This is a genomic window from Paucisalibacillus globulus (assembly GCF_900184735.1).
Lineage (GTDB): Bacteria > Bacillota > Bacilli > Bacillales > Amphibacillaceae > Ornithinibacillus > Ornithinibacillus globulus_B.
Genome location: NZ_LT855387.1, coordinates 24674 through 42340, shown reverse-complemented (window position 1 = coordinate 42340; position 17667 = coordinate 24674). Strand labels below are relative to the sequence as shown.

The 17667-nt window shown below is 35.3% G+C and carries 16 protein-coding genes and 1 other RNA gene; 14 read left to right on the top strand and 3 right to left on the bottom strand.

Annotated elements, in window-relative coordinates; genetic code table 11:
* Positions 1 to 3: 3 nt before the first annotated feature.
* From dinG to nth, 6 genes are all read left to right on the top strand, one after another.
* Positions 4 to 2847: an ATP-dependent DNA helicase DinG gene (gene dinG, locus BN999_RS05710; RefSeq protein ID WP_255247406.1), complete on the top strand. Its 2844-nt coding sequence runs from the start codon at positions 4 to 6 to the stop codon at positions 2845 to 2847.
* A 333-nt stretch (positions 2848 to 3180) separates the two neighbouring features.
* Positions 3181 to 3699: a cell wall elongation regulator TseB-like domain-containing protein gene (locus BN999_RS05705; RefSeq protein WP_096270442.1), complete on the top strand. Its 519-nt coding sequence runs from the start codon at positions 3181 to 3183 to the stop codon at positions 3697 to 3699.
* A 15-nt stretch (positions 3700 to 3714) separates the two neighbouring features.
* Positions 3715 to 4899: a pyridoxal phosphate-dependent aminotransferase gene (locus tag BN999_RS05700; protein WP_096270441.1), complete on the top strand. Its 1185-nt coding sequence runs from the start codon at positions 3715 to 3717 to the stop codon at positions 4897 to 4899.
* A gap of 51 nt (positions 4900 to 4950) precedes the next feature.
* A complete protein-coding gene (asnS, locus tag BN999_RS05695; RefSeq protein ID WP_096270440.1) occupies positions 4951 to 6243 on the top strand; it encodes an asparagine--tRNA ligase in 1293 nt (430 codons plus the stop codon).
* A 126-nt stretch (positions 6244 to 6369) separates the two neighbouring features.
* On the top strand, positions 6370 to 7056 hold the full coding sequence (locus tag BN999_RS05690) for a DnaD domain-containing protein (RefSeq protein WP_096270439.1): 687 nt from the start codon (positions 6370 to 6372) through the stop codon (positions 7054 to 7056).
* Entirely contained in the window at positions 7056 to 7712 is a 657-nt protein-coding gene (gene nth, locus BN999_RS05685) for an endonuclease III (RefSeq protein ID WP_096270438.1), read from the top strand. Before BN999_RS05690 ends, nth begins: the two co-directional genes overlap by 1 nt.
* A 38-nt stretch (positions 7713 to 7750) precedes the next feature.
* Here the strand turns inward: nth and BN999_RS05680 are convergent, their stop codons facing one another.
* Both BN999_RS05680 and recU read right to left on the bottom strand, forming a co-directional pair.
* A complete protein-coding gene (locus tag BN999_RS05680; RefSeq protein WP_096270437.1) occupies positions 7751 to 10438 on the bottom strand; it encodes a transglycosylase domain-containing protein in 2688 nt (895 codons plus the stop codon).
* Positions 10439 to 10455: 17 nt separating this feature from the next.
* Positions 10456 to 11037 carry a Holliday junction resolvase RecU gene (gene recU, locus BN999_RS05675; protein WP_096270436.1) on the bottom strand — a complete coding sequence of 194 codons (582 nt, stop codon included), beginning with the start codon at positions 11035 to 11037 and terminating at the stop codon, positions 10456 to 10458.
* A gap of 108 nt (positions 11038 to 11145) precedes the next feature.
* Between recU and BN999_RS05670 the strand changes: the two genes are divergently transcribed.
* Positions 11146 to 12093: a DUF2515 family protein gene (locus BN999_RS05670; RefSeq protein WP_096270435.1), complete on the top strand. Its 948-nt coding sequence runs from the start codon at positions 11146 to 11148 to the stop codon at positions 12091 to 12093.
* 52 nt (positions 12094 to 12145) lie between these two features.
* Here BN999_RS05670 and BN999_RS20850 read toward each other — a convergent pair whose 3' ends face one another.
* Positions 12146 to 12247 (bottom strand): spore protein, encoded by a 102-nt coding sequence (locus BN999_RS20850; RefSeq protein ID WP_197025077.1) that lies wholly within the window; start codon positions 12245 to 12247, stop codon positions 12146 to 12148.
* A 165-nt stretch (positions 12248 to 12412) separates the two neighbouring features.
* On the opposite strand from BN999_RS20850, the gene BN999_RS05665 reads away from it, so the two are divergent.
* The 7 genes from BN999_RS05665 (at position 12413) to BN999_RS05635 (ending at position 17216) form a co-directional block, all read left to right on the top strand.
* Positions 12413 to 12619 (top strand): hypothetical protein, encoded by a 207-nt coding sequence (locus BN999_RS05665; protein ID WP_096270434.1) that lies wholly within the window; start codon positions 12413 to 12415, stop codon positions 12617 to 12619.
* 102 nt (positions 12620 to 12721) lie between these two features.
* Positions 12722 to 13072 carry a DUF1798 family protein gene (locus tag BN999_RS05660; RefSeq protein ID WP_096270433.1) on the top strand — a complete coding sequence of 117 codons (351 nt, stop codon included), beginning with the start codon at positions 12722 to 12724 and terminating at the stop codon, positions 13070 to 13072.
* A gap of 70 nt (positions 13073 to 13142) precedes the next feature.
* Positions 13143 to 13541 (top strand): cytidine deaminase, encoded by a 399-nt coding sequence (locus BN999_RS05655; RefSeq protein ID WP_096270432.1) that lies wholly within the window; start codon positions 13143 to 13145, stop codon positions 13539 to 13541.
* 156 nt (positions 13542 to 13697) lie between these two features.
* Positions 13698 to 14009 (top strand): cell division regulator GpsB, encoded by a 312-nt coding sequence (gene gpsB, locus BN999_RS05650; RefSeq protein WP_096270431.1) that lies wholly within the window; start codon positions 13698 to 13700, stop codon positions 14007 to 14009.
* Between the two features lie 65 nt (positions 14010 to 14074).
* An RNA gene (gene rnpB, locus BN999_RS05645) (RNase P RNA component class B) lies at positions 14075 to 14448 on the top strand.
* A 129-nt stretch (positions 14449 to 14577) separates the two neighbouring features.
* A complete protein-coding gene (locus BN999_RS05640) occupies positions 14578 to 15708 on the top strand; it encodes a THUMP domain-containing class I SAM-dependent RNA methyltransferase (protein ID WP_096270691.1) in 1131 nt (376 codons plus the stop codon).
* A gap of 11 nt (positions 15709 to 15719) precedes the next feature.
* Entirely contained in the window at positions 15720 to 17216 is a 1497-nt protein-coding gene (locus BN999_RS05635; RefSeq protein ID WP_096270430.1) for a carboxypeptidase M32, read from the top strand.
* Positions 17217 to 17667 lie beyond the last annotated feature (451 nt).

Sequence of the window (17667 nt, the reverse complement as noted above, 5' to 3'; positions counted from 1 at the left end):
ATCATGAAAGAAAAGAATTATGGGTTAAAAGAATATACAAAGAAAGACAAAGGTGGTGTTGAAATGAATCGATTTGTTGTCTTGGATTTAGAAACAACAGGGAATTCAAGCGTAGGCCAAGATAAAATTATCGAAGTGGGTATGGTTGTCATCGAAAATAATGAAATTATTGATGAATTTTCTACCATGTTGTACCCAGGTAAGTCTATACCACCATTTATTACACAATTGACTGGTATTAAAGATGAGGATGTAGCAGATGCTCCGTCATTCTCTGAAATGGCTGATGTAATTGTTGAAATACTTAAAGATAGTTATTTAATTGCCCATAACGTACCATTCGATTTAGGCTTTCTAAATGCAGAATTATCTGCAATTGGAAAACCTAGATTGAAGAACAGAGTACTTGATACTGTTGAACTGACAAGGATATTCTATCCACATGCACCTGGATATAAATTAGGTATATTAGCAGACTTTTTAAATATAGAGCATGAGAACCCACACCGGGCTCTTTCGGATGCATATGTTACGGCTAAACTTTTTATAAAGTTACAGGAGAAAATTTCTTCGTTACCATATGAAACAATAGAACAACTTTTAAAAATCGAAAAGATACTAAAATCAGATTTATTTGAGTTGTTAAATCAACAGTTAGAGGCTTTAGTATTCAAAGCGGAAGAAAATGAATATACAAGCTTTAGGGGACTGGCTTTTCGTAATGTTTTACCTGAAAAACGTAAAAATATCACCATTTCATCATCCTACGGTGAATACCTAGATTCTATCTATGAAGATGGTGGGACGATGGAAACGATTATTAAGAAATACGAGAAGAGAGATGGACAACGAGTCATGTCAGAAGATATCTACGACTCTTTTCAGGCACATAAACATGCTTTAATTGAGGCTGAAACAGGTACAGGTAAATCGTTAGCATATTTAATTCCAAGTATTTATGAAGCAGTAAAATCAAATAAGAAAATAATCATAAGTACATATACAACGCAATTACAGTCTCAATTACTTGAAGAAGAAATACCTTTAATAAAAAGCCTTGTACCGTTTCCGTTTAAAGTTGCATTACTTAAAGGTAAACAACACTATATTAGCATTGAAAAGTTTGCTAATGAACTTGATTCTGGTCAACAAGATAATTATGATATTGCCCTAACAAAAGCAATGATACTAATATGGCTATTAGAAACAGAGACAGGGGACATTGATGAATTACATTTACCTTCACATGGGCAACTATTCTATAAGCGGGTATCAGCTGACGTTGAAGGAAATGCAGACCCTACATCACCGTGGTTCAAATACTCTTATTATCAAAAGGCAAAAAGAAATGCTCAACTAGCCGATATTATCATTACAAACCATGCATTATTATGTTCGGATATTTTCCATGATTATCAGTACCTACCTAGCTATGATAAAGCTATAATTGATGAAGCACATCATTTGGAGGAAATTGCTTCTAGACATTACGGGTTAAAATTAGATTATGTGAATATGCAACATCTATTCAATCAGGTCGGTGGTTTTGGAGATGGTAAATGGTTAGATAGTTTGACATTGAGTGATTCCTCTAATCTTGATAAGAATGCTAAAGATCGTTGGAATGATCTATTAACCTTATCCAAATATGAATTAGATGATTTGTTTCGTACCATTTTTCAATATGTTTTAAATAAAAATGGAACAAAAAAGGTACTTAGTGATGTAGGAAGGATTCAATACCGTTATAAGGAAAATGATGAAGTTGAGAAAAACTGGAACCTAATAAAGGAAATGGCAACAAGATTAACTTTTTATATTCGTGATATGATCCACTTTTTAACACAACTAAGCCAAGATTTAGATACTAAAGAAGCGAAAGATGAGACTGAACGTAGAATCGAAATACTACAGTCGTTCATTGATGGCTTAGAGATGCTCTTTTTAATGGATAACGATTCGGTTAGTGTAAAGTGGATTGAAATCGAAGCTTATGGTGCTAAAAATGCAGTTTATTTATATAGTGAACCAGTTAATATATCATCGATATTGCAGGAAGAATTTTTTGCTGTTAAAGAAAGTGTCATTTTAACAAGTGCCACTTTAACTATGAGAAATTCGTTTAATTTTATTCAGAGGAGACTTGGAATTCCAAAGGATAAATTGTTCACAAAGAAGATATCATCTCCTTTTTCCTATGACAAACAGGTAAGGGTGATGATTCCGAGTGATTTCCCTGAAACTAGTTATGACAATATGGATAATTTTATTGCGGCAACGTGTGAATCTATCCTATCACTAGCTGAAATAACTAACGGAAGGATGCTAGTATTATTTACTTCTTATGATATGCTTAAAAAATCCTACTATCTGTTGAAGGAATTAATGGAAAACGAAAAATTTGTACTAATTGCCCAAGGCATCTCTAGTGGAAGTAGAGAAAGATTAAAGAAGAATTTTCAAACATTTGATCAGTCAATTCTACTTGGCACTAGTTCATTCTGGGAAGGCGTAGATATTCCAGGTGATGATTTGTCATGCTTAATGATTGTTAGACTTCCATTTCAGCCGCCAAATCATCCGGTGTATGAAGCGAAAGCAGCCGATATGAAAGCGAATGGTGGGAACGCATTTTATGATTTAGCACTACCGAATGCTGTTATTCGCTTTAAACAGGGATTTGGAAGGTTAATTCGTTCCACAAATGACAGAGGGATTGTGTTTGTATGTGATGCACGAATCATTAAGTCATCTTACGGAAAATACTTCATTGATTCCATTCCAGAAGTACCAATTGCATTCGACACAACCACTCAACTAATGAAAAAGGCAAAAGATTGGTTTTAATTTTCCACAAAAAAAGAACTGATGCAAAGTGCATCAGCTAAGTAAAATGGTATGGTGTTTAGAATTAATTGGTTGAAATAAATAATAACAAAACAAAAATCAAGATATGCTTGGTATAATGGTAGGTGTTTTATCTTATTTAAGTTCAACGTAAACTTAGTATAAGCATAGATGTGTTAAGTATGTTTAGCAATAATTGATAAGTATAGAAGTAAATTGGCATGTATAGAAGAACGGAGGTTGAAAGTATGGTAATACAAGGTATTTCAGGGTCAAAATATAATTTCAACAAAAACATTCAGAAAGAAGTTGGTATTAAACCAACACATTACCATGCATAGAAGAGATTTTCGAATCCCAACTTGGACAAAATGGACTTTGCTAGGCTTACTTCTAATCATTATTGTTATATTTTTCTTTTTAATAAGTCTATATTCAGATATTCAAGACAGTAAGACACATGGTTATTCTGATGCAGAACAACGCGTTTTGCAGGAGACAGATGTTGACAAAATTGAAGATACTAGAAGGTATCAAGCCGATTCTCTTTTTCATATTGTATTTGGAAAAACAAAGGAACAGAGTGTTATTGTTTTTGTACCAGAAAATGTTGATGAAGAACTTACAATTGTAAATCAATCTGAAATTTTACCATATGATACTGTAAAAGAAAATTGGATGAATGAATGTGTAAATTGCGAGCTAATTGACATTGTTCCTGCTATTATTAAGGGTAATGAACTGTGGGAATTAACCTACTATGATGAAGCTAATCGATATGTAATAGATTATGTATCCATCTTTGATGGTACCAAGTACGAGGAATTTCGCTTTAAAAAAATGTTTGAATAAGTGAGGGAATTGCAAATGGAGATTGCAAATAGAGTTAAAACATTAACACCTTCAACTACTTTAGCAATAACAGCAAAAGCAAAAGAATTAAAACAGAACGGGTTTGACGTAATTGGTTTAGGAGCTGGTGAACCGGATTTCAATACTCCAGATTATATTATTGAGGCTGCTAAGAAGTCAATGGATCTGGGAAAGACTAAATATACACCAGCTGGTGGTATCCCAGAGTTAAAACAGGCTATCATTGACAAACTTTATAAGGATAATCAGGTTTCTTATGATATGAATCAGATTATTGTTACTTCTGGTGCTAAACATGCACTATATACATTATTTCAAGTTCTTTTAAACGAAGGTGATGAAGTAATTATTCCAACTCCATATTGGGTGAGTTATCCTGAACAAATAAAACTTGCTGGTGGCGAGCCTGTTTACATAGAGGGGAAAGAAGAGAATAATTTTAAAATCTCATTAAAACAACTTGAAGATGCTATAACAGATCGAACAAAAGCGGTTATTATTAATTCTCCAAGTAATCCAACTGGAATGATGTACAGTAAAGAAGAACTTATGTCATTAGGGAAATTATGCCTGGACCAAAATATTCTTATCATATCAGATGAGATATATGAAAAATTGATTTATACCGATGATGAACATGTGTCCATTGCACAAATCTCTGAAGAATTGAAAACACAAACTGTTATCATTAATGGAGTATCAAAATCCCATGCTATGACTGGTTGGCGAATTGGTTATGCAGCAGGGCCTTTAGACATTATCAAGGGAATGACCAATCTAGCATCTCACTCTACATCCAATCCAACTTCAATCGCGCAATATGCAGCGCTTGCTGCTTATCAGAGCGAAGTTGATCCAACTGTGGAAATGCGCAAAGTATTTGCAGAAAGACTAGATACATTATATGATTTAATCGTCAAGATTCCCGGTGTAACATGTAAAAAGCCGCAGGGAGCTTTTTATCTTTTTGCAAATGTTTCAGAAGCTGCAAAACTTAACGGATTCAAAACGGTTGACGAATGGGTTGAAGCTTTGTTGGATGAAGAAAAAGTTGCTGTTGTACCTGGTTCAGGATTCGGTTCATCTGATTATATTCGAATGTCTTATACTATTTCAAAAGAGCAATTAGTTGAAGCAGCGAACCGTATTAAACGGTTTGTAGAAAATAACATGAAATAGTTTTCGTAGGGTGAGCAAATTTTTATTTATTTAATTATGGAGGTTTTATCGTTGAAAACAACAATCGCACAAGTACCTAAGTCTTTAGGTCAAAAAGTAACTATCGGGGCATGGCTCGCAAATAAACGTTCAAGTGGAAAGATTGCTTTTCTACAATTACGTGATGGAACAGGATTTATCCAAGGAGTAGTTGTTAAAAGTGATGTAAGTGAAGAAACATTCCAATTAGCAAAAAATATTTCACAAGAATCTTCTATGTACGTAACTGGTACAATTGTTGAAGATTCACGCTCACCATTTGGATATGAAATGCAAGTTGATAATATTGAATTAATTCATGAATCAGTGGATTATCCAATTACTCCTAAAGAGCATGGTACAGAATTTTTAATGGATCACCGTCACCTATGGCTACGCTCAAAAAGACAGCATGCTGTTATGAAAATTAGAAATGAGATTATCCGTGCTACATATGAGTTTTTTAATGATAATGGTTATGTGAAAATTGATCCACCTATCCTAACAGGATCTTCTGCAGAGGGAACTACAGAACTTTTCCATACGAAATATTTTGATGAGGATGCTTATTTATCGCAAAGTGGACAGTTATACATGGAAGCTGCTGCTATGGCTTTCGGTAAAGTATTTTCATTTGGGCCAACTTTCCGTGCAGAAAAATCCAAAACAAGAAGACATTTGATTGAGTTTTGGATGATTGAACCGGAGATGGCATTTGTAGAACATGATGAAAGTTTAGAAATTCAAGAGAACTATGTTAGTCATATCGTTCAATCTGTACTTAAAAACTGTAAATTAGAACTAGATACTTTGAATAGAGATACTTCTAAGCTTGAGAAAATAAAAGCCCCATTCCCAAGAATTACTTATGAAGACGCCATTACTTTATTGAAAGAAAATGGGTTTACAGATATTGAATGGGGAGATGACTTTGGAGCTCCTCATGAAACAGCTATTGCAGAAAACTTTGATATGCCAGTCTTTATAACCAATTGGCCCAAAGATATTAAAGCATTTTATATGAAACCAGATCCAAATAATGAAGATGTGGTACTATGTGCAGACTTAATTGCTCCAGAAGGTTATGGTGAGATCATAGGTGGTTCTCAAAGGATAGATGACTTAGATTTAATGAAACAACGCTATGAGGAACATGGACTCAATGGACCTGCGTATAAGTGGTACCTTGAACTGAGTCAATATGGTAGCGTCCCTCACTCTGGCTTTGGATTAGGACTAGAGCGTACGGTAGCTTGGATTTCAGGAGTTGAACATGTTCGAGAAACTATTCCATTCCCAAGATTATTAAATCGTTTGTATCCATAATGTGTCCATAATATAATAGTTCTTTAAGGCTGTCTCTCTAGATTCTGAGACAGCCTTATCTTATTTAGTCGATTATAATAGAAAAATGTACTAATCATGCTATACTAGATGGGAGGTGCACATAATATGAAAAAACAACAAAATTATCAAGATGTATTATATGATCAAATAACTATACCTAATAAATTGTTCCTTTCTTATAAAGGACTCGGCCTTAATGAAACGGAATTAATGGTAATATTACTAATTCATCGTTCAATTTCTAAGGGCAATAGCTTTCCCACCCTAGAAGAACTAACTTCTAACCTAACAATTGATGAGAAAGAATGCTCCATGATACTTCGGAAACTCATCCAAAAAAACCTCCTGAAGATTGAAAGGACAGAGAACAGTCAACATCAACTAAGTGAAGTATATTCACTCGAACCATTATGGGAAAAACTTTATCAACCAGAGGTGCCAGTCAAAAAAGAGACCGAAGACGGATCTCTATTTATTTTATTTGAACAAGAATTTGGCAGACCATTATCTCCATTTGAAATTGAAACGGTTAACGTTTGGCTAGATGAGGACGAGATTTCTCCAGCATTAATAAAAGCTGCCCTCCGTGAATCAGTTTTAATGGCAAAGCTAAATTTTAAATATATGGATCGTATTTTGAGAGAATGGAAGAAGAAAGGTATTCATACAGTGGAACAAGCAAGGCTTGCTTCTAAAAAGTTCCACGATAATCAAGCAACAAAGCAAACAAGTGCTGTGAATAAAAAGAGAGATACATCATTTTATTATAATTGGCTAGAGGGAGAAGACTAATGTTAAATAAGAAACAAATACGGTTTTGTCTTGATGAAATTGGAAACATGTTTCCTGATGCAGATTGTGAATTAATCCATGATAATCCATTCGAGTTAGTCATCGCTGTACTTTTATCAGCACAATGCACAGATGCACTCGTTAATAAAGTGACTAAAGAACTCTTTAAAAAATATAAAAAACCAGAAGACTATTTAGAAGTGCCTCTCGAGGAATTGCAACATGATATAAAATCAATAGGATTATATCGTAATAAAGCAAAAAACATTCAAAAGCTATGTAAAGTATTAATGGAGGAGTACGATGGGGAAGTCCCCCGTTCTAAAGAAGATTTAGTTAAATTGGCTGGAGTAGGGAGAAAAACTGCCAATGTTGTGGCATCAGTTGCTTTTGGGGAACCAGCAATCGCAGTTGACACACATGTGGAACGCGTATCCAAAAGACTTGGAATTTGTCGCTGGAAGGACTCGGTACTCGAGGTTGAAGAAACATTAATGCGTAAAGTACCAAAAGAGGAGTGGAGCGTTACACACCATCGATTAATATTTTTTGGTAGATACCATTGTAAAGCAAGGAATCCTAATTGTCCTGAATGTCCATTACTTGAGGTTTGTAGAGAAGGGCAGAAGCGAATGAAAAAAAGAGAGGCAATGTAAAAAGAATGCTGTCACAGATATTGTGACAGCATTCTTTTTTATTCTTCATTATCTTCACCTGGTTCAGGGGCTCCTGTTTCTTCATCGTCCCCTGGGTCAGGTTCTGTACTTGCATCTCCAGGTATTTCTACTGAAGTAGTTCTAGTTTCACCACGGGAACCTTCATTTGCACCATTTTGACCTATTGGAGTTACATGAATGGTGTAAACTTGCCCTGGTTCAAAACTACCATTAATCTCAATTCCGTTTGATTGAACTGTCTGTGTTCCACTTTGTGGTCCTTCTACGGTTACCTCGAAAGTAGCAGGAGGCCCATTATAATTCCAACTTACATCAATGAATGAATTATTCTGATCAAAGACCGCAGTTAGTCCATCCACTGGGTTTATTGGCGTATTCTCTTCCTCTTCTTCCTCTTGTTCAATCTTCACTTTAACCGATTTTGGTTCACTTCGATTTGCTTCATCCTCATTACTTACGACAACTACTTGAATATTATATTCAGAGCCAGGACTGACTTCTGATATCTCTATTCTTTTGTCAGTAGTGGAAGAGAGGACTTGCATATCACCACCATCAACACTTGCAGATACTTCAAAAGAAACATCCTCTTTTGAGTCATATTCCCATTCGGCAATAATCGCTTTATTGCCTTCACTGTACTCTGCTTTAAGTTTTTCGACGGGATCTAATTGATCATATTTTTCTGATGTCTTTGTAGGTTCTGTACCCTTTACAAAGAGCTCTGTTACAATTTCGGATTCCGGTGTAAATTCGCTTGGTAAAGCAGCAGGATTAGAACCTTTTTCTACCGCAACCTCTACAACTGAATCCGGTTTTACAAAGTCAGGAGTTTCTACTCCATCATGTAAATTAGTCATGAGCTGCTTGAATATGGAGTGAGCAAGCCACTTTTCATCATTCATGGTTCGCTTGGATTCATCATAACCAACCCATATCGCTGTAGTATAGTTTGTCGTGTACCCAGCAATCCAAGAATCTTTAGCTCCTTCGACGTCTTTAAGGTTAGTTGTTCCAGTTTTTGCTGCAATTGGTAATCCAGGTATTCTAGCAGGCCCACCAGATGACCCTAAAGCTAATGCGTCCTTTAACATGTCAGAAACCATGTATGCCGTGTAGTCAGACATTGCAACTTCTGGCTCAGGTGTTAATTCCACTGTTCTATCATCTGGAAATTCAACTTTAGTGACAGCATATGGTTCATATCGTATACCTTCATTACCGAAAGCTTGATATGCTCCCGCTAACTGAAGGGGATTCACTTGCGTCGAAGCACCACCAATGGCATCAGTTAGTTCCGGTTTTCCTTTTGCAAATTCAATACCTAAGTTATTCCCGAATTTTTGTGCATTTTCATAGCCGGTTTCTAGTAAGACTTTGACAGTTGGCACGTTAAGTGATTCCTGTAACGCATAACGAGCAGTCATCCACCCTTGATATTTTCTGTTCCAATTTCGAACTGCATCTTCCGTTCCAGCAATTTCAAACGGTTTATCATCATTAATTTGATGGTAGGTTGACATTTTATTGTATTCGATTGCTGGTCCATAAGCCACAATTGGTTTAAAAGCTGAACCTGCTTGGTTACTACCTTGAGTTGCATAGTTAAATCCATTCTGATAATTTCTGTCGCCACCAATTGCTCTAATAGCACCAGACTTTGTATCAAGAACTACTAGACCAGCATGCAAGTCTTCATTCGGATAGTTTATTGGATTATTTTCGGAATCAGACAATAATAATTCAACATAATCTTGAGCACTTTTATCTAAAGTAGTATAGATTTTTAAGCCATCTGAATAAATATCGGCACCATCTAATTTAGCTTCTACTTCTTTTTCGACCTGTTGGATAAAAGCATCATATGGCGTTGATTCTGTAGTTTTCTCTACTAAGAGAGAAGGGATATCTACTTTCAGCGCTTCATCAGCTTCAGCTTGAGTAATTTTTTCATGACGAACCATTAGCTTCAATACTGTTTCCATTCTACCTCTTGTTAAGTCTGGGTTTTTAAATGGATCATAAGCAGATGGACGTTGTGGGAGTCCTGCTAAAATTGCCGCTTCTGGTAGAGTGAGATCATTCAAGTCAGTCTTACCAAAATAAGTTTCTGCAGCCTTTGCAACTCCGTATGCACCTGAACCATAATAGATTTTATTAAGATACATTTCTAATATTTGTTGTTTCGTGAAATCTTGTTCTAATTTTAGAGCAAGCCACTGTTCTTGTACTTTTAACTTTAGTTTTTTATCGTGTGTAAGGAATGACTTTTCCACTACTTGTTGGGTGATCGTACTAGCACCTTCAGAACCAAATCCATTCTTGATATTTCCAACAATAGCTCCACCAATACGTCTTAAATCAATTCCTGAGTGCTCAAAGAATCTGGCATCTTCAGTTGCGGTAACAGCATTTATTAAAACGTCTGGTAAATCATCAAAATTAACTTTTGTACGTTTAAAGTCACCTAAGTCTGCAATCAATTCTCCATCCTTATCATAAACTTTAGATGAAAAGGGATCAGATAATTGTGACGTATCAATATCAGGAGCTGTGGCAATATAATAAGTGAAAAGGGCACCGACTCCAATTCCAATTGCAAGGAAGAGTATTATGAATCCTAAAAATATTTTTTTCCACATCGGTTTCTTTTTTGATTTTTTTTGTTTTCTACGCGCAGTGCGAGTTTGGCTATTTTCTGCCATTTCTCACTACCTCCAATCTAAAAATAAAGTTGATCAATAATAGATAGATAATCAACTCTAGTTTGATATTTAAAAGGTATCAAATATCCTAGTTGTTTAATATCAACGTATGGTATTGATTTTCTACCATCTGCTGCCATTTCATACCAATAGGTAAACAATTTTTCCGCTTCCATATAATATGTTTCATTATGGAAAGCAAATCGAATTATCATAAAGCAAATACCACCATGTTGAACTACAGATTCCATATGTATAATCTGATGCTCATGTACATTGGCTAATGGAAAAGAAGTTTTATTTTTGGTTTCTTTTGCCTCAAAGTCAATATATCGATTTCGGTAAATACCATTATAATCCGTTGTAGATGCTTGTTTGAAGTATGCTTCTGTTATAACTGCAGCACTTCGTTTTGGGTAATTTACCTTTACAATTTGGATCGGTGTGGGCTTTTTGTGAATAATAGCATGGTTCGTATCTAGGTAATATTTATTTGTCTGGTTAATATCATCTTCAAGTGTCATTCCACGATTAGAAAATGATTGTGTTGACAGTGTACGATTAATAGGTTGCGAACTTTTTCCGTTTGGATAATTCATACTATGCCTCCTAGCATAATCAGTATCATATCAGAAAAAACGCCTACAGTGTACTTTTAACTAAAAATATTAAAAAACTATTACAAACTATAAGGCAGGATTCCTAAAATGATAGACTCACAAAAAAGGGACTACCTCTATTATATAATAAATAAAACTAGGAAGTATAATATTGACAACATTTCTCGTACAAAAGCTTACCAACATTTCTATATGAAGCATCCAGAGATTAAGTGGGCATTAGTTGCAAGCATCGTATCCCGAAATGCAGGTTGGAATATGACTGACTTGTGTTTACCCCCATACAAAAAATTGCTTAGTGAGAGAGAACGTACACAGTTATTTATGACCTATGAACGGGCAAATTGGCTAATATTTTCTGATGCATTTCCACAATTATTAATTTATGAATTATCATTGAAGAGTGATCTAAAGTTGTTCGACCTTCTAGATGATCTACATGTCTCAAAATTTATGAAAGAAGAATGGTTAATTTTTAGCAAGACAAAAAATAAGGACCGACTTATGATTGCCTTAATAATAAATGAACAGAATGTAATTCAACATCCGGTCATTTCACAACCTTATTTTAGAAAAAATGTATTTTTAAGTCTTCCATACGTGTTGCAGAATAATCTAATGTTAAATGCAGTACTACTCCCTACGAGTACTGGAAGATTATATGGATCATTTATTCATGGATTTACAAATGTAAATAATCGTATAAGGTTAGGAAAGAAACTAGCAACGCAGCTATTCCACCCCGTTGTCTATCCATCTTTAATGGATTTCATACTGCGAATAGAACATACAGGTTCAAGATATGATTATGAAAGATTTCTATCTGTGAATTTTCCTAAAAGTCCAATGCTGCGTACAATTTATCCTATAGTAGATCATCAAGATAATATTCGAATTGACTGGTATAAATCCGGGGGTGTTAAGAAAAAATGGTTATCTCTGGAACAAGATGAAATAGAAGAAATTAGTAAATCTTTTTACAATAAGCGAAATCTGTTATTTGCATATTTTTATATAAAGAATATTTTTAATTAAATTTGAAAAGAGGATGATTAGGTAGTAGCTACCTGACCATCCTCTTTTTTACTCAAGTAGAAGGTCGATTAGGGCCGTTTAACTTCTTGTCGCCACTTTTAAGAGATTTTCCATTTAGTACTTCTTTTTGCTTGTTCTTTTGTTTGTCTTTCATATTATAGACCTCCTTTACTATTAGTTTGTCTAAAACGGGAAAAATAATGAGTTTAAACACTAGTTTTGTACGATAACTTCTAGTTTTGTCGAACATGAAGGATATACTCATTTCTTTGCAGAACATTAGAAAGTAACAATATTCTTTTAAATAGAGGTGAGAGACATGGGTCTAGCATTAATAAAGGAAAAAGAAAGTAGCGGAGTTTTTCGGAAGGATTTTGAAGAAGCATTACTTCGCCTTAGTGATATTGCACGATTAGCAGAACAAAAACTAAGCCTAAAAGTGGATAACTATATACAAGAACAATTTAACAAACAAAATCAAGAAATTCATCAACTGTCAGAAATAGTTAATTCATACAGAAAGTAATGTAAATGATAATGAAATAGTTCTTACGAGACCAGATTTAATGTACTAAATGCCTAAACATGCTAAAATGTAATTATTAACTCGATGAATAGAGGCGTTTGAATGTTACTCGTAGATTATACAAATCAACTAAAAGATGATTTGCAACATCTTAAAGAACTATTCGATCAAAGTAGTCCCCCAGAGGATTTTCGTGATAAAGCTTATTTTGAAATGGTGAAGGAGAAGACTTTGCCTGTCTATGACTTACTATCGAAATGGGAAGAACTTGCATTAAAGATTATAAAAGAGAGAAAGATAAGTGTGCACCCAAATCAGATTGTTTCTACGAGAGAAAATATGGAACTTTTACTAATGCACAGCTATTATTTAGATGTAAGAAGAAGGCGGTATATGGAATTAAACCGCTCAGTTTTGTACGTATTTGATCAATTACTTAGAGCGATAGAATAAGAGTGCTGCTTTACAATTCTGATAACTTTTACTATAATTAATGTCCAAACATCAGGAGGGGGAAAGGCTTATGGCTAATCAAGAGCTAATACAAAAAGCGATTGAAGTTAGAGATAGAGCATATGTTCCGTATTCGAATTTCGGTGTAGGTGCAGCTCTTTTAACAAAGTCTGGGAAAGTATATACTGGTTGTAATATAGAGAATGCAGCATATCCTGTTTCGTTGTGTGCAGAAAGGGTCGCGATCTTTAAAGCAATTTCAGAAGGGGAAACAGAATTTGTGGAATTGGCTGTCGTTGCAGATACAGAACGCCCCGTTCCACCATGTGGGTCTTGTAGACAAGTAATGAGTGAATTTTTTGATTCTGAAATGAATGTACATTTAACCAATCTGAATAGCAATACAATGACAGTTAAGATGGAAGAGTTACTGCCATTTTCATTTCAAAAAACAGATATGGAAAAATAAGATGAAATAATAAGTAAGAAGCGGATTGTTCTGCTTCTTACTTTTTTGCTATAATAAAAGATGGAAGACGTACATATAGTAATATAACTTGTTTCATATTAAAATTAAGACAACACGTGATTAAAAAATGAAATGGAATTATATGGGGTGAAGAAAATGATGAATAATCGTATTCAATTAGGCAGTAAAGAGATTCTAGAAAAAGACTTTAAAACGGCTATGAGAGGGTATAATCAAGAAGAAGTAGATGAATTTTTAGACATCGTTATTCAAGATTATGAGGCATTTGGCCAAGAAATAGATCGTCTAAAGCAAGAAATTAACAAGCTTAAAAAATCTAGCGAGAGCCAAGGAAGAACTAGATCGACGAATCCAATGCCACAACAAGTTAACTATGACGTGTTAAAGCGTCTTTCCAATCTTGAAAAGGCAGTTTTTGGAAGTAAATACGCAAATGCAGACTCTTAAAACTTACTATAATTTCCAATGATAAATTAGAGGAGTTATGGTATGATTAGTTGTAGAAAAGATGAATACTCATGTAATCGCTGCAGCAATGCAGAGGAAAGTCCATGCTCACACAAACTGAGATGTTTGTAGTGTTCGTGCTTGACGAAATCATAAGTCAAGGTAGCCTTATGGCTAACGGCAGGTGAAGTTCCTAAGTCCTCATAGATATGGAATTCTAACCTTGAAAGTGCCACAGTGACGGAGCTCGAATGGAAACATTAGAGGTGGAACGAGGTAAACCCCACGAGTGAGCAACCCAAATTATGGTAGGGGCATCCTCTATTAGGGAAATGAACCGAACGAGGGACAGGTATTTACCTGTAGATAGATGATTACAACCTGTGTACGAGGCTGACCACCGTTAGAAGTACAATGGTACAGAACATGGCTTATCGAGTATTCTATGGTCTATATTAGAGATGAACATAACCTTTTTGCATGTAAATGCAGAAAGGTTATTTTATTATTATCTGGAAAGTGTGGTAAACTATTTTTACTGGATAAACAAGTTGAAGGGACTTTTTTTATGTCAAAACATATTAAGTTAATAGCAACTGCTGCAATGGGACTAGAATCTGTTGTTGCAGAAGAAGTAAGGAATCTCGGATATGATGTACAGGTCGATAATGGAAAGGTAATATTTGAAGCTCCAATATCGGCAATACCAAGGTGTAATCTCTGGCTGAGGACAGCAGATCGTTTAAGATTAGTCGTTGGTGAGTTTAAAGCAACGACATTTGATGAACTTTTTGAAGGAACAAAAGCACTCCCATGGGAACATTATGTCAGTGAAGATGGTCAATTCCCAGTATCTGGAAAATCAGTTAAATCGACATTATATAGTGTTCCCGACTGTCAAAAGATAGTAAAAAAGGCAATTGCCGAACGTTTAAAAAGGAAATACGGTATGATTTCGAAAATGCCGGAAACGGGAGCACAGTATAAAGTTGAAATCTCACTACTAAAGGATATTGCTTTACTTACTATTGATACGTCTGGTGTAGGATTACATAAAAGAGGCTATCGTGTAGGTCAGGGAGAAGCCCCCCTTAAGGAAACAATGGCTGCAGCTCTTGTATTACTAACCAACTGGAAACCAGAATATACATTGGTTGATCCATTCTGTGGTTCTGGAACTATTCCTATTGAAGCGGCTTTAATTGGACAAAATATCGCACCAGGTTTTAATCGTGAATTTGATTCCGAAAACTGGAGTTTCATTCGTTCTAAACATTGGGACGATGCATTTCAAGAAGCAGAGGATTTAGCGAACTATGATCAAAAGCTTGAAATCATCGGTAGTGATATTGATCATAAAATGATCGATATTGCCAAAGGGAATAGCCTTGAAGCAGGACTCGGTGAATTAATTACTTGGAAACAAATGCAAGTTAGAGATTTATCAATCAAACATGAAAATGGCTACATCATCGCAAACCCACCATATGGACAACGTATTGGAGATGAGGAAGCAGTTGAAGCTATATATAAAGACTTTGGTCAAGTTATGAGAAATCATCCATCATGGAGTGTTTACGTATTAACTGCTTTTGAGGCTTTTGAAAAGTTTTATGGACAAAGTGCCACTAAAAAAAGAAAATTATTTAATGGATTTATTAAAGTAGATTACTATCAATATTTCGGTAAGAAAAAATAGGGGGAGTCACAATGAGTTTAGAACAGACAGAAAAAGCTTTTTTAGACTACCTGAAAGAGCAAAATGCTTATCGGGAAGCAATTACATTAATACAATGGGATTTACGGACTAAAGTTCCCAAAAAAGGTGTAGAACAGCGATCGGAAGTAGTTGGATACTTATCACAAAAACTACATCAAATGCAAGTCTCTGATAAAATTAAGGAATTTATCGATGAATTAAAAGGGAAATCAACGAATGAAATCATTGAAAAGTCTATTTTAGAATGTGAAGAAACATATGAAAAGAATCGTAAAATTCCAGAGACAGAATTTAAAGAATATGTTATGTTGCAGTCGAAAGGTGAGGCTGTTTGGCAGGAAGCAAGGGATAAAGCGGATTTTGCAATGTTTCAACCCTATTTAGAAAAATTAGTAGAGTATAATAAGAAATTTGCTAGTTACTGGGGATATAAGGAAAACATCTATGATGCATTACTGCATAACTATGAACCAGGGGTAACTGTCAAAACATTAGATGAAGTATTTCCAAAAGTAAGGTCATCCTTATCGGAGTTATTGCAAAAAATAGAAACAAGTTCTATAAGACCGAATACGGAATTGTTACATACTCATTTTCCTAAAAAGGGACAAAAAGATTTATCAATTGAAATTCTGAATCGTATGGGCTATGACTGGGATGCTGGTAGATTAGACGATACAATTCATCCTTTTGAGATAACCGTCAATTTAAATGATGTTCGAATTACAACTCGGTACGATGAACAGGACTTTCGTATGGCGGTGTTTGGGATTATCCATGAAGCAGGGCACGCACTATATGAGCAAAATATTGATAAAAAGTTAGAAGGAACGCCATTAGCTAGCGGTACCTCAATGGGGATTCATGAATCTCAATCGCTATTCTGGGAGAATTTTCTAGGGAGAAATAAGATCTTCTGGGAATCGCATTATGATTTATTTAAGAAATATGCTCCAAGTCATTTTGAAAATGTATCATTAACTGATTTTTATCAGGCAGTCAATGAAGTAAAACCTTCGTTTATTCGAATTGAGGCAGATGAATTAACTTACCCACTTCATATTATGGTGAGATATGAACTTGAAAAAGCACTAATTAATGGAGAAATTGAGGTAAGAGATTTACCGCAACTATGGAATGAGAAAATGGAAGAATACTTAGGGATTAAGCCGCAATCTGACAGGGAAGGGGTTTTACAAGATATCCATTGGGCAGGTGGAGATTTTGGTTATTTCCCTTCGTACGCACTAGGTTATATGTATGCTGCTCAGTTCGAACATAAGATGCTTGAAACTGTTAATATCGACCAAGTTATAAGATCTGGAGACTTTTCACCAATTCGGCAGTGGATGACAAATAATATCCATCAATATGGAAAAATGAAAAAACCACTCGATATCCTAAATGATGTTACGGGCGAAGGCTTAAACCCGGATTATTTAATAAGATACCTAACAACAAAATATCAGGACATTTATCAATTCTAAAGAAATGTTCGTAATGTTTTTTGTGTTGTTTTCTTCGTAATTTGTTAGAGACTGCGCGGTAACGTATTAACACTCATAATTAAAAGGGGATAGTGGAACGATTACCGCTCCGGCAGAATACTCCGCACTCGCTGAGCGGCTGGTGAGCCTCCTCGTGCTATCTTCTTTAGGGGTCTCACCTATGCCTATCCTCCCGCAGGAGTCTCCGTATTCTGCCTACGCTAGTGAATTCATCTATTGAGAGGTGTCTGCTATTAGTTGATCATCTATAATAAGTATTCGGAGTATTAAATTGACACACATTCTAGCGAAGGAAAAACACGAAGACTCCTGCGGGAATAGCACGTGTCCGAAGACCCCTAGAGAGGTGAACTTTCCTCGAGGAGGCTGAGGTCGGGCCCGCGGAAAGCGTAGTGTTTTTCCGTAGCGGGTATGATGCTCTATCCAAAAT